This window comes from Tropicibacter sp. Alg240-R139 (assembly GCF_900537075.1).
Taxonomy (GTDB): Bacteria; Pseudomonadota; Alphaproteobacteria; order Rhodobacterales; family Rhodobacteraceae; genus Falsiruegeria.
Map to the genome: position 1 here is coordinate 166911 of NZ_UNRA01000004.1, position 13256 is coordinate 180166.

At 58.4% G+C, this 13256-nt stretch carries 13 protein-coding genes; 5 read left to right on the forward strand and 8 right to left on the reverse strand.

Translation table 11 applies throughout. From position 1 onward, the window contains the following. Positions 1-52: 52 nt before the first annotated feature. Positions 53-1063: a nicotinate-nucleotide--dimethylbenzimidazole phosphoribosyltransferase gene (gene cobT, locus G6R15_RS16525; RefSeq protein ID WP_164661083.1), complete on the forward strand. Its 1011-nt coding sequence runs from the start codon at positions 53-55 to the stop codon at positions 1061-1063. A gap of 27 nt (positions 1064-1090) precedes the next feature. On the opposite strand, the gene G6R15_RS16530 is transcribed toward cobT, so the two are convergent. Then, positions 1091-2971, reverse strand: a complete 1881-nt coding sequence (locus G6R15_RS16530; RefSeq protein WP_164661084.1) for a monovalent cation:proton antiporter-2 (CPA2) family protein — start codon at positions 2969-2971, stop codon at positions 1091-1093. A gap of 61 nt (positions 2972-3032) precedes the next feature. Continuing rightward, positions 3033-3488, reverse strand: a complete 456-nt coding sequence (locus tag G6R15_RS16535) for an Lrp/AsnC family transcriptional regulator (RefSeq protein ID WP_164661085.1) — start codon at positions 3486-3488, stop codon at positions 3033-3035. A 142-nt stretch (positions 3489-3630) separates the two neighbouring features. Between G6R15_RS16535 and hppD the strand changes: the two genes are divergently transcribed. Next, on the forward strand, positions 3631-4728 hold the full coding sequence (gene hppD / locus G6R15_RS16540; RefSeq protein WP_164661086.1) for a 4-hydroxyphenylpyruvate dioxygenase: 1098 nt from the start codon (positions 3631-3633) through the stop codon (positions 4726-4728). Between the two features lie 378 nt (positions 4729-5106). On the opposite strand, the gene G6R15_RS16545 is transcribed toward hppD, so the two are convergent. Further along, positions 5107-7479, reverse strand: coding sequence for a hypothetical protein (locus G6R15_RS16545; RefSeq protein ID WP_164661087.1), 2373 nt, complete (start codon positions 7477-7479; stop codon positions 5107-5109). 210 nt (positions 7480-7689) lie between these two features. On the opposite strand from G6R15_RS16545, the gene G6R15_RS16550 reads away from it, so the two are divergent. Next, on the forward strand, positions 7690-8397 hold the full coding sequence (locus G6R15_RS16550; protein ID WP_164661088.1) for an SIMPL domain-containing protein: 708 nt from the start codon (positions 7690-7692) through the stop codon (positions 8395-8397). A gap of 129 nt (positions 8398-8526) precedes the next feature. On the opposite strand, the gene G6R15_RS16555 is transcribed toward G6R15_RS16550, so the two are convergent. After that, complete coding sequence (locus G6R15_RS16555; RefSeq protein ID WP_164661089.1) at positions 8527-8934, reverse strand: helix-turn-helix domain-containing protein; 408 nt, start codon at positions 8932-8934, stop codon at positions 8527-8529. A 64-nt stretch (positions 8935-8998) separates the two neighbouring features. On the opposite strand from G6R15_RS16555, the gene G6R15_RS16560 reads away from it, so the two are divergent. Further along, positions 8999-9493, forward strand: a complete 495-nt coding sequence (locus G6R15_RS16560) for a DUF2938 family protein (protein WP_164661090.1) — start codon at positions 8999-9001, stop codon at positions 9491-9493. Between the two features lie 74 nt (positions 9494-9567). Here G6R15_RS16560 and G6R15_RS16565 read toward each other — a convergent pair whose 3' ends face one another. The 4 genes from G6R15_RS16565 to G6R15_RS16580 form a co-directional block, all read right to left on the reverse strand. After that, on the reverse strand, positions 9568-10860 hold the full coding sequence (locus G6R15_RS16565) for an O-acetylhomoserine aminocarboxypropyltransferase/cysteine synthase family protein (RefSeq protein WP_164661091.1): 1293 nt from the start codon (positions 10858-10860) through the stop codon (positions 9568-9570). Between the two features lie 67 nt (positions 10861-10927). Continuing rightward, positions 10928-11236 carry a hypothetical protein gene (locus G6R15_RS16570; RefSeq protein ID WP_164661092.1) on the reverse strand — a complete coding sequence of 103 codons (309 nt, stop codon included), beginning with the start codon at positions 11234-11236 and terminating at the stop codon, positions 10928-10930. 12 nt (positions 11237-11248) lie between these two features. Beyond that, the gene (locus tag G6R15_RS16575) at positions 11249-11464 is read right to left on the reverse strand and encodes an ABC transporter six-transmembrane domain-containing protein (RefSeq protein ID WP_240336791.1); all 216 of its coding nucleotides are present in this window, start codon (positions 11462-11464) and stop codon (positions 11249-11251) included. Between the two features lie 137 nt (positions 11465-11601). Beyond that, positions 11602-12606: a hypothetical protein gene (locus G6R15_RS16580; RefSeq protein WP_164661093.1), complete on the reverse strand. Its 1005-nt coding sequence runs from the start codon at positions 12604-12606 to the stop codon at positions 11602-11604. 137 nt (positions 12607-12743) lie between these two features. Between G6R15_RS16580 and G6R15_RS16585 the strand changes: the two genes are divergently transcribed. Further along, the gene (locus G6R15_RS16585; RefSeq protein ID WP_164661094.1) at positions 12744-13247 is read left to right on the forward strand and encodes a hypothetical protein; all 504 of its coding nucleotides are present in this window, start codon (positions 12744-12746) and stop codon (positions 13245-13247) included. Positions 13248-13256 lie beyond the last annotated feature (9 nt).

Sequence of the window (13256 nt, forward strand, 5' to 3'; positions counted from 1 at the left end):
CGGGATGCATTGGTTAAACACATGTGACCACTCAGATGCAACGAGGCTTTACATGCTGCCCGAACTCACCGATCTTTCGACCTTTCGCGCGCAATTGGCGGCGGCTCCTGGCCCGGATGCGACCGCGATCCAAGGCGCACATGAGCGCAACGGTCAATTGACCAAACCACCGGGTGCGCTTGGGCGGCTCGAAGATTTGGCGATCTGGTATGCAGGCTGGCGTGGGGATGCGCGGCCCAGTGTTGAGGCGCCGCAGGTCATTGTCTTTGCAGGCAACCACGGGGTGACGGCGCAGGGCGTGTCAGCTTTCCCTTCGGAAGTAACCGTCCAGATGGTCGCAAACTTTCAGCATGGCGGCGCTGCGATCAATCAGCTGGCCAAGGCGGCCGGGGCCAAGATGGATGTGCATGCGCTCAATCTGGACAACCCCACTGCGGATTTCACCCAAGGCTCCGCCATGAGCGAGGACGAGTTGCTGGCTGCTTTGCAAACCGGTTGGAACGCGGTTGACGCGAACTCGGATCTGTTGGTCGTGGGCGAGATGGGGATTGGCAACACCACCCCTGCGGCGGCCATCGGCTGTGCGCTTTTCGGGGGTGACGCCGGTGATTGGACCGGGCGTGGCACGGGTGTGGATGATGCCGGCCTTGCCAACAAGAAACGTGTTGTGACCGAAGGCGTCGCCCTACACGGCTCGAACGATGGCCTAAAAGTTCTGCAACGTCTGGGTGGGCGCGAGATTGCCGCCATGGCGGGTGCGATTGCTGCGGCGCGCGTGCTGCGCATTCCGGTTATTCTGGACGGGTTCATTTGCTGCGCGGCGGCGGCTTGTCTGGCCAAGATCGAGGGTGGCGCCTTGGATCACGCCGTTGCGGGCCACCAAAGCGCCGAAGGCGCGCATGGCGCTCTGCTGGGTCATCTGGGCAAGGAACCGCTCTTGTCGTTGGGCCTGCGATTGGGTGAGGGGTCGGGCGGCGCTCTGGCGATCAACATCGTCAAAAGCGCGGTGGCCTGCCACTCTGGCATGGCCACATTTGCCGAAGCGGGCGTGTCCGACGGATGATGGTTGCAGTCTGACCCCAATCTGGGGTCAGGCGGACTTCTTGGCGTGCTCCTCTGCCAGTTGGAGGAGCGCGGTTTCCAAATCCTTCTCCAACTTTTTGCCGCGTTCGATATAGGCTGTGTTTTCGGCCGTAGGCACGCCTGGAATCCACAGTTCTGCCAATTCCCGAACCGTGTCGCGGTCGTGATGGTAGAAGGTCTTTTCCGCTTCTGCGGCCTCATACTCGCTCAACCCGATGTTTTCGAGCACATAGCGGCCCGCGCGCAGTGAACTGTCAAAGGTTTCGCGCACAATGTCGTTGGCCCCCGCCTGATAGAGCTCGTAGACGTGATTGCGATCTGCGGCGCGGGCGATGATGTGCAAGTCGGGTCTGATCCGGCGGGCATAGGCCACCAGCTTGGTCACCTCGGCGCGCTGATCCATGGCCGCCACCAACACCTGCGCCTTGTCGACGCCAGCAGCCTTGAGCAGTTCGGGCCGGGTGGGATCGCCCAGGAACCCTTTGACTCCGAACCGGCGCATCAGCTGAATCGTGTCCATGTCATGATCTAGTACGATGGTCTTGAACCCGGTCGCGCGCACCAGCCGGTTTACGATCTGACCAAAACGACCGATGCCCGCAATGATCACCGGGCCTTTCTCGTCGATCTCATCTGCGACCTGCGCCGGTGTGCTGTCTTTGATATTGCGGCTTAAGATGTCGTAGATGATGAACAGAAGTGGCGTGATCAGCATTGTCAAAGCAATGATCAGCAGCAGCTTTTGTGAAAGATCAGTCGGAATCACGTTTTGCTGTACCGAAAAGGCCAGCAAAACAAACCCGAACTCTCCCGCTTGGGCAAGACCAAGGGTGAACAGCCAATGATCGCGCCCTTTCAGATTAAAGGCACGCCCGACCACGTAGAGGATGGCGCCCTTTGCCACGATCACCAGCAAGGCCAACCCGATCAGGTCCAGCGGCTCTTGAAAGAAAAAGCCAAAGTTGATGCCTGCCCCGACGGTGATAAAGAACAACCCCAATAGCAGCCCTTTGAACGGCTCCAGGTCGCTTTCCAATTCATGTCGGAATTCGGAACTGGCCAGAACCACGCCGGCAAGAAATGCGCCCAAAGCCGGGGACAGCCCCACCAAGGTCATCAGAAACGAAATACCAACCACGATCATCAGGGCCAGCGCGGTATACATTTCGCGCAGCCGGGTTGCATGGATAAAGCGGAACAGGGGGCGTGTCAGGTAAACACCCGCCAGAATTACGAACACTACAGCAGCGATGGTGACCAGTGTCACGGCCCAACCTGGGAGCCCCTCGACCAGTGACAAGGATTGGTGCGCAGCTTCGTGGCCGTGCTCGAGACTGCGAACAATTGAGCCATCAGATTCGATGTGCAGCCCTGACTGCATCGCCAGCAACGGAAGAAATGCAAGGATCGGAATGACGGCGATGTCTTGCGTCAGCAACACAGAAAACGTCGCACGGCCCCCATTGGTCTGCATCAATCCCTTTTCTGACAGGGTTTGCAGAACGATGGCTGTCGAGGATAATGAAAGCGTCAGACCGACGGCCAATGAGACGGACCATGGGTGCCCCGCCACCATCGCCGCCACCATCAAAGCGAGCGTCGACACGCCCACTTGCAGCCCGCCAAGACCAAGCAGTTTGTCGCGCATATCCCACAGGGCGCGCGGTTCCAGTTCTAGGCCGATCAAGAACAGCATCATGACAACGCCAAACTCGGCCACATGCTGCAAGTCTTCGGTTTCAGCGCCCACCAGTCCCAAAACCGGGCCAATTATGATCCCAGCCGCCAGATAGCCCAGCACCGAACCCAACCCCAGCCGAGCCGATAAGGGGACCGCAATCACCGCCGCAGCAAGGTAGATCGAGGCTTGGTACAGGAAGTTTTCCATACGGGGGCAGTCCTATGTTGGTTTTTGTCCGGTCTCGTGGTCCGGTTTTATGGGGCCCGATTCAAGTGGGCAGCGGGGCGTCTCGTTTCAATTGATCCATAACAATCTGGCTTTGCACCCGTGCCACTGCAGGATGCGGCAAGATCACATGATGAATCAAGCTGTTGAGCGCGGGCAAATCCGCACAATAGACGTGCAGCAGGTAATCGGCATCCCCGGTCATCGTCCAGGCGCTGGTGATCTCGGGGCGGGTATCTACCATCCGGGCAAAGGCCTGGGACTGATCCGGTCCATGTGTGCCAAGGTGCACCTGCACAAACCCTTGTACGTGCAGGCCAAGACGGGCAGGGTCCAGCTTCGCGGCGTAATTGGTGATGAACCCGTCTGCCTCTAACCGTTGTCGGCGACGTCCCGCCTGACTGGGTGATAGATTCAGCATCTCTCCCAATTGCTGCGCTGTCAGATGGGCGTCCTTTTGCAGGGCATCCAGCAATCGATTGTCGGTTTCGTCCAGCACGTGCGGGGTTTCCTTGTGTTATCTGATAATCATGCGGAACTTACGCATAAAATTACGTTCTCGAGCTAGAATACGCGCAAACGCCGTATCGTGCATGGGTTATTTTTGTATCAACGCCTCATATTTAGCCAGGAGATGCGCGATGGGTCCTTTCCCGCACAATGCCCCCAAGTCCGTCATCAACGAAGAAAACCCCGCCGGCACTGACGGCTTCGAGTTTGTCGAGTTTGCTCATCCCGAACCGCAGGAATTGCGCGATCTCTTTGCGCGCATGGGTTATGCGCTGACCGGCCGCCACAAGACCAAAAACGTCGAACTGTGGCAGCAGGGCGATGTGACTTACATCCTGAACGCAGAACCGGGTAGCTTTGGCGCGCGTTTTGTCGAAGAGCACGGGCCCTGCGCCCCGGCCATGGGTTGGCGTGTTGTAGATGCGCAAAAGGCGTATGAGCATGCGGTGTCCAAAGGCGCCGAGCCTTATGACGCGGGCGACAAAACCATGGACGTGCCTGCAATCAAGGGGATCGGTGGATCGTTGATCTATTTCATCGACCAGTATTATGACACCTCACCCTATAATACCGAGTTCGAATGGCTGACCCAATCCAAGCCACGCGGCGACGGATTCTTTTACCTGGATCACCTGACCCACAACGTATTCAAGGGCAACATGGACAAGTGGTTCGGGTTCTATGGCGACCTGTTCAACTTCAAGGAAATTCGTTTCTTTGACATTCAGGGCAAGTTTACCGGCCTTCTGAGCCGCGCGTTGACTTCGCCTTGTGGCCGTATCCGCATTCCGATCAACGAGGACCGCGGTGAAACCGGTCAGATCGTGTCGTATCTGAAAAAGTACAAGGGTGAGGGTATCCAGCACATCGCCGTTGGGTCGGATGACATCTATGCCAGCACGGACGCGATCGCAGATAAGGGCCTCAAGTTTATGCCTGGCCCGAACGAGTCCTATTATGACATGTCTTATGACCGTGTCGTGGGGCACGACGAGCCCAAGGATCGAATGGTGAAACACGGCATCCTGATCGACGGCGAAGGTGTCGTGGATGGGGGCGAAACCAAGATCCTGCTGCAAATCTTTTCGAAGACCGTGATCGGTCCGATCTTCTTCGAGTTTATCCAGCGCAAGGGCGACGACGGCTTTGGCGAAGGCAACTTCAAGGCCCTGTTTGAATCGATTGAGCGTGAGCAGATCGAAAGCGGAGAAATCACCGCCGCAGAATAATCAGATCGGATGTGGTCCGGGTGACCTGACCATTCCAGACTGGCCGTTATCTGTCTCGCGGCAGATGGCGGTTTTTTTCTGCACGAGTAGGGGCACATAGCCGGGGGAGCTCCCGCCCGTCGTCAATGTTTCTTGCGAAACATCTCCTCCCGTTGGGCCGGGCCTCGCTGCGCTCGGCTGTTGGTGCTTTGTCGCGACCAAATGTGTCACAGCAGTTCGGCCGCGCGAAATGGGCGCAACACTTGCCGCAGGCGGGACCGCGCCGAGCGCAGCGAGGCGCTAGGCCCAAGGCCGCTAACGGTGCTGACGAAGTCAGGACCGCTCGGGCGCGGGAGCACTTCGAGTAAATGGGCGCTAGAGGTTCTTTCAGACGCGAAATCACCCGCTAGGAATCTTGAGCGTCATGTTGCGACCGCCTTTTTGGTAGCGCAGCTCGCTGTCACCAATGGCGACGACACGGCCACCATCCACCCGATCACCCACTTTGACTTTTTTGTAGCGACCACTCGGCAGACGCACCAATGCGCGGCGGTTGGCCGGGGTTCCGTAAACCCCGATCAAGTTCACCCGACGCAGGTTGATTGCATTGTCGAGAGTTGCCTGACGAGCCACTGATGCTGGCGATGGTGTCTTGGGTTTCACAGTGCGCGGAGCGACTGTTCCCACGTCACCCGAATCCCGCCCCACGCCAGCGGTCGAACCCAGGCTGGCCGTGCGCCGCGTGGCCCTGGCGGCCAGACCCTGTGGCCGCAATTTCGGACGCGGACCGCGGACGACGGCAAGCGCCGTAGGGGTCTGGTCCTCTTCGGCCTTCTGCTTTTCGGTAATAGGACGGAGCTTGGGTCGGAGGCCGGCCAGTTCTTCCAGGCTGCGACCGCCCAACTGACCACGCTCGGCCTGTTCGATCAGGTTGCCGGGGCGCACTCTGGGCCGCAAACCCGCCAGACGCTCTTGCGCTTCGTCTGTTTCGGGGGCGGCTTCAAATCGCACTGGAACCGCAGGCGGCACGCGCGCCGGTCGGCCGAGGAACACGACGATGCCATCGGGATTCAGCGTGCCCTCGGGCGTTGGTGTCACAAGCCCCTGATCGTTCAACACAAAGGCGGTTCCTGCGGCAGTTGGCGAAGCAGGCAAATCCACATCCAAGTCCGTTTGATACGAAATCGGGGTGGGCAAGGCCACAGCGTCTTGTGACAAGTCCGTCCGGTCGATTGAAGCGACATACAGATCGTCCAGATGAATGAGGGACGGCGTAAAGGGCTCCTCCGGGGCCAGATCCCAGATCCCAGTCGCCGCATAGCGGGTTTCAGGATTGGTCCCCTCCAGCGGGTCCTTATCGTTCGCCAGATCCTGTGACGCGGTTTCGGCGTCTTCTTCGGGGGTGACAGTCTCGACTGTTTCTGGCTCTACCCTGAGGGCATCCAGTACGGCGTTGTCCGTCCCGCTCAAATCCTGATCCTGCGGGAGTGAAGCAAGGTTTTCTTCTTGCGGGGTATTTTCGCTCAAGCCTGCTGTCGGCGGCGGCGTCGCAAGGGCCGGATCGGGCAGAGCGGGGGCCGTGCCTGGTGACTGCGGCTTTACTGGGTCCAGCGGGGAGGGAACCGGCGCAGGTGTCAGCTCGCGCTGCTCTGATCGGTCGTCAAACAGTCCAATGCCGGAAAAGAGGCCTGCCCATGTGGCAACAGCCGCCAGAACCAGGATCAGCGCAGCCGTCAGCATCAGACCCAGATACTTGGGCTTGCCACCAATGCCGCCATCGCGCGCGCCGAAGATGGTCATGCGGTCTTTTTCGGTTGCAGCCTCTTGTCCAGGCAGGCGCGGTGCCGCAAAGCCTGCCGAAGGTTCCACCTCGGCGACGGCTATGGCTGTCGGTTCGTGCCGAATGGGTTCTGGCGTTGGTGGGGGCGGTGCAACAGGTGGCGCAGGTGCCGTCACTGGCGGCGCAGACCGCTTGCTTGCAAAAGCCACAACTTCGGGCGTGGGCTCGGCCGACGTCTCAGAGATCGGTTCAGGGGTGGGCTCTGGCTTTGTGGTTGCGGCTTTGGCCCTTCGGCTCGCGAATCCAACGGCGGGTTGAACTTCAGATACAGCGGGTTTTTCCGGCTCTTCCGGCGTTGTAGCTGGAACTTCAGAAGCCTCAGGTGCAGGCTCCTCGACTTCAACTTCGACTTCGGGTTCCGGGGCAGGCTCGACCACTGGAAGCTCGGCGGGCCCAATAACCACAACGGCGATCCCGTCCGGCTCCACCGCATCGGCGCCGGTCAGTCCCAGTGCGGCCTGCGACGGGCCAAAATACGGCTCCCCAAGAAAATCATACTCACCCGGCACAGCGACAAAGCTTACCGGTCCAAACCCATTGCTGGTCGCAAAATCTTCGGCCTCTTGCAGGGTTTCGCGCGCGACGATCGCGATATGCGTCAGATGCCCGTCCGGCGAGGTGTCATAGACCAACTCGTCCATCGCATAAGGCGTCGCCTCATTCACGGCACTTTCGATGATCGACGTTCGTGTTTCGCCTTCGAAAGAACCGGTGTTGATGCTTAGATAGCGGATTTGATCGTTTGGCAGGATCAGTTTGCAGCCGACCCCATCAGGTGACAAAAGCAGTGCCTTGTCGCGCAATGCGGACAGGTTTTGAATGAAATCGTCATTGTTGATGTCGACGTCGCCAACCAGACGCCAACCTCCGGCTGCGCGATGCAGCAGAGAGATCCCCTCGAACGACAAAGAAAGCGCAAATGCGGGTTTCATTTTGCGGCCATACCATCCCAGTTCACAATCGGGCGTCGCGCCACCCGGGTTTCGCGGAGCCAATGTGTACGGCTGAAATGCCCGCACATGAATGCCCGCGCGATGACCATAAAGCAGACATTCGCCGAGGGAAAGAAAAACACAAATCTTCCCCCTTGTTGGGCAAGGGGGCGCACCCGATGTATAACTTAAATCAACAGGAGAAGTTCATTGAAGACGCTTGTTTTTCTCGTGACCGCCCTCATGATCACTGCTGCCACGCTTGTGCGCGCCGAAGAGCCGCCTCGCACGATTCAGGTTTCAGGTCAGGCACAGGTCCAAGCCGAGCCGGATCAGGCGTTGATCAACCTTGGTGTAACCAATGAGGCCGCCACTGCTGCCGAGGCGATGGATGCGACTTCGCAAGCTCTGGCCGAAGTGATCGCGCGGCTCAAGGATCAAGGTGTCGAGGCACGTGATATCCAGACGCAGCAGGTGTCACTGCACCCGATCTGGTCGCAGAAGGTCGACAAATCCACAGGCCAGAACCGTAACCATATAACGGGCTTTTCAGCGTCGAACATCCTGGCCGTGCGGGTCAAGGATATGGACAAACTGGGGGTGATCCTGGGTGAGGTCGTGGGTGATGGCGTCAACGATTTTCAGGGCCTGCGCTTTTTGGTTCAAGACCCCAAGCCGCTGGTCGATCAGGCCCGCGCAGATGCCGTTAAGGATGCTATGGATCGGGCACAGCAGCTGGCCGAAGCGGCAGGCGTCAAACTTGGCGACGTTCTGAGCATCTCGGAAAACAGTGTGCAACCCTATGCGCGTGGCGCAAACGCACGCTTTGCTGCGATGGAATCCGCAGCCGTGCCCATCGAAGTAGGCGAGATCAGCTATCAATCCACGGTTTCGATGGTGTTTGTCATCGGTCAGTGAGCTTTGGCAGGCCGTTTGCCTGATATACAAGATTTGGGGATGAACCCGTACAACGCAGCTCGCTATCAACTGGCGGGCTGAGTTTGTTGGGCACTGTTCTACCCCCAATTGGCAGCCAGATGATGCAGCCTAACCTGTTCTTCCGGTGATACGAGGGTCTCGCAAGAGCGCTTTGAACCTTGGACATTCCAGATGGGACGGGGCCGAACAGGCTGCAATGTGATCAAGCAGATCGGCAGTGGCCTGCAGTTCCTTCGCTTTCGCCCGCAGCGTGGTGGCTTGGCTCTGCAATTCAGTCCGGCTGAGATCGAGCTCTCCTTCTTTCAGGCGCAGTAACGTGGCGATCTCATCCAAGGAATAACCCGCCCGTTGTCCGAGCGCGATCAACGCGAGTCTCGTCAATACTCCGTCGTCGTATTGCCGACGCAAGCCCTGCCGCCCGTCCGAGGTGATCAAGCCCCGCTTTTCATAAAAACGCAGGGTCGACGGCGGGAAGCCGCTTTGGTGGGCGACCTCGGCAATATCCAGGCGGAACATGTTGACTTAAACCTCACTTCAAGTTGCACACATCTTGCGCGACTATTGAAAAGAAGGAAAGCGCATGGAATTCACTGAATTGATGGCCTGGGGTAGCGCCCTTGGCCTTGGAGCGACCTTGCTAACCGATTGCGTCGGTTTTCTGCGCCAGGGGGTTGCCGCGACACATGGGTTTTATTGCCTGGTTGGGCGATGGGTGGGATCAGTCCACTGTCAGGGGGTGTTTCACGATGACATACGCACCACGCCGCCGGTCAGAGCAGAGGCTGCATTGGGGTGGGCTGCTCACATTGGCTTGGGGCTTGTGTTCGGCATGGCGTTCGCTGTGCTTTTTGGGGCAGCAGCCCTGCGATCGCCCCAAGCCTGGCAGGGTTTGAGCTTTGGTGTGCTGACGGTTCTGGTGCCTTGGCTCATTTTTCAACCGTTCTTTGGTTGGGGCGTCGCTGTTGCAAGAGCACCAGAGCCATGGAAACTGCGCCTGCGCGGGTTGATCACGCATGCAGTGTTTGGCCTGGGACTTTGGTTGAGCGCGGTGCTGCTGAACAGGTTGATCACTTGATGAGAATGATAAAAGCCCCCGCCAAAGTGTGGCGGGGGCTTTATTGTACATACCGATAACTTGGTCGGCTGGACTTAACCGCAGGCTGCGGCCAGCGCCTTGTCCAGATCGGCGATCAGGTCATCGGCGTCTTCGATCCCGATAGAGATACGCACCACGCCCGGACCTGCGCCTGCGGCTTCCTGCTGTTCGGGCGTCAGCTGGCGGTGTGTGGTCGAGGCCGAGTGGATGATCAGCGAGCGCGCGTCGCCCAGGTTGGCGACGTGGCTGAAGATTTCCAGCGAGTTGACCAGCTTGACGCAGGCGTCATAGCCGCCTTTGACCGCAAAGGTGAACAGACCACCAGCGCCGAGCGGATAGTGCTTTTTGGCGCGGTCGTGATAGGGCGACGACGCCAGACCAGCATAGGTCACGTAGTCGACGCGGTCGTCCTTTTCGAGCCAGGTTGCAACTTTTTCGGCGTTTTCGACGTGGCGCTGCATCCGCAGCGACAAGGTTTCGATCCCCATCAGCGTGTAATGCGCCGCCTGCGGGTTCATGGTCATGCCCAGATCACGCAAGCCAATGGCGATGCCGTGGAAAGTATACGCCAACCCGCCAAACGTTTCGTGGAACCGTAACCCGTGATAGGCGGGCTCGGGCGCGCTGAGCGAGGGGAACTTGTCGCTGGCCGACCAGTCGAATGTGCCGCTGTCGACGACGCAGCCGCCGGTGACAGTGCCGTTGCCGGTCAGGTATTTGGTGGTTGAATGCACCACCAAGGTCGCGCCGTGTTCGATCGGGCGGCACAGGTATGGCGTGGCCGAGGTATTGTCGATGATCAGAGGGATGCCAGCAGCGTCGGCCACATCAGCAATCGAACGGATGTCGGTAACATAGCCGCCCGGGTTGGCGATGGACTCGCCAAAGATCGCACGGGTGTCGTCGTCGATGGCGTCTGCCACCGCCTTGGGGTCGTCGAAGTCGACAAACTTGGCCGACCAGCCAAAGCGCTTGATGGTCTGGCTGAACTGCGTGACCGTTCCGCCATACAAGCGGGTCGAGGCGACCACGTTGCGGCCCGGCTCCATCAGGGGGAACAGCGCCATGATCTGGGCTGCGTGTCCCGACGAGCAGCAAACCGCGCCAACACCACCTTCAAGCGTGGCGATGCGTTCCTGCAGAACCGCCACAGTCGGGTTGGTCAGACGCGAATAGATATAGCCCACTTCTTGCAGGTTAAAGAGCGCAGCGGCGTGATCCGCATCGCGGAATACATAAGCGGTGGTCTGATAGATTGGTGTCTGGCGGGCACCGGTTGCCGGATCGGGCCGGGCACCTGCGTGAATCTGCAATGTATCAAAGCCGTAGGTCGGGCCGTCGGTCATGGTCAAAGTCTCCCTGGTCAAATTCTTGGCACCAGAGTTAGAGGACAGATGCCGGTTGCACAACCGTTCAGGGCGTCCGGTTGAGCGGTGCGATGATCTCGCTCAGGCGGGGCCAGCTTTGCGGCGCCAAAGGGATGGCGGCCGCAACGTTGATGAATTTCCTGCTGTAGGTGATGATCGAGAATATTGTTCCAGCTGAGGCCGCCAAAACATGTGCGGCGTACGCCAAATTGAAGATGATCGCCGCTAACAGGACAGAGAGGATGACGCCATAAACCAGCGTCTTGGTGTCCGACAAGTTCACGGTGAATTTGCGCAAAGCCTGCAAATTGGGGTCGAAATGCAACGCGATCACCAGTTGCAGCACCACCTTCATGCAATCCGGCAGCTATTGTTCTAGGAAATCCACCAGCTCCCGCGCCATAAGCACCTCGGCGCTAAGAGATAACACCGGCAATGAGGCATTGCGATCTGCCAGTTCCGCCCCCAAAGCGACCCGGATTGTGCCGAGCAAGCACAGTGAGAAGACGTCACGCCCCATAAACCCGTCGATCGCGAATCCGATGAAAAGAGGGATCAAGGTCAGCGGGGCTGTTTTCAGCACGGTTACCACGCAGGTTAGGCGGAATTTCCAACGAAAGACGCGCAGAAGTGTTGAAAGAGAAGGGCTTTTTCTAGCAGCTGAGACAGCTTACCTTTGAATGACTATCAGATGGGCGTTACCGATTGCGCGTGCATTACTTACCGCATCCACCATCCGTTGGACTTGATCCGGTTGCGGATCGCTTGTTCTTTGCGCGGCAAGTTGTCTTGATCAAAGAGCGCACGCACTTTTTGCCCCTTGCTCTGATAGATCATTTTTTTCATCGGCTCGTAGTTCTTGAGAACCTTTTTGATCTTGTTGGGCGCGGCCACGTTTTCCAGCACATCAATCACATAGTCGCTCTCGCGGGCGTACAGCAGCGGGAAGTTGCGATAATGGCAGCTGACCGTGCCGTCCAACATGCCCGGTGGCAGCGTCCGGCGACCGCCCCGGAACGAATGGATCACCAGCGGCAGAGCGACTTGATCCAGCCAGGGGTCAAGGCTTTGACAGATCAATTCGGGTGGGGGATCGCGATAGATGCTGGTGGCATATTCCATGAACCGCTGACCGAACTTGTGCGGGCAGGAATAGTAGAAATAGCCGGCATTGAAATACAGGTATCGCCCCCAGTATTCGTCCGGCTGGGTCTTGTCCAACGAGCTTTCAAAGTTCAACCCGAACCGATCGTAAAGTGACTTCCATATGGCCGTGTAGCCGGGGCCATACAGTGTGGGTTCCGGCCACGTACCCTCGCGCCGCATAGATGCGGACGGGCGGTCGAAATTGAACGGAACAGTGCTGACATCGCCGGTGATCAGCGTGTCGGTATCAAAGAAGACAAACGGTTCGCCCTTGGGCAGAACACTCAGCGCCTCGATCTTGTTACCGTGCGGATAACTTTCGCCAAAGACCTTGTTCGAAAAGGGCACAACCTCGGCATCCAGATCGAGCAGGGCCTTGAGAACGTCCACATTGCGGATGCTGGGATCGCCGGTCCATCGCTTGCCCGGCTGCGGGGTCGCAACAAACAACCGCCCCTGAAACCCAGGCGAGGAATAGCGCAACGAGGCCGCAAACAGCAGCGCCTCATACTGAAGTCTGTTGTTCTGACCAACGATCACGATGTTAAACAATTGGCGCGACGCCTGTTTTTTTGCCATACTACCTGAAAGCCGCAATTGAATTTTGAATGTGGCACCTGCTTTTGCAGGCACTATAGAACGCGTTGGCCGATCACAAAAGGCCGGAATTCCGACTTAGAAATTCTACGAATTTGGTTCAGCATCTGGTGGTCAAAATGATTGAAATTCTGTTGTTCCTTGCCGCGGCAGCAGCGCAATCCAACCAAGGGGGCGGGGCGGCTGCGGTCGATGGCCAATCCGCTGAAGCGCCGCCTGCCTTTCTGGCGCCTCAGAGCAAGCTTGTGGCCGAGCCGCAGGTGCCATCGGGCAAGTTCACCACGGCCATCGAGATCAAGCCGATCCTTGGTGCCACACGGGGGAACTGGATCGGGGTGCGTGAATATGACGGTCAGGATCTTCTCTATGTGACGCATCTGTGGTCGTGGCGTTGCGGGCTGGTGGAACTGCGCATCGGCATCAATGGGACCGCGCCCGAGGTCTGGCCACTGCCCACCTGTCACGAGGACGAGCCCGCGCCTAACGCGATCAAGGAACAAGACGGTTTGCCGTACGGCGTTTTTGACCTGGGTTCGGTTCAGGCAATCGAGGTTCAGCTGACCTATGATGATTTGACGACCGAAAACGCCAGCTTTGAACGGCAGGCCGTTAAGATTCCGTGAACACTCTCG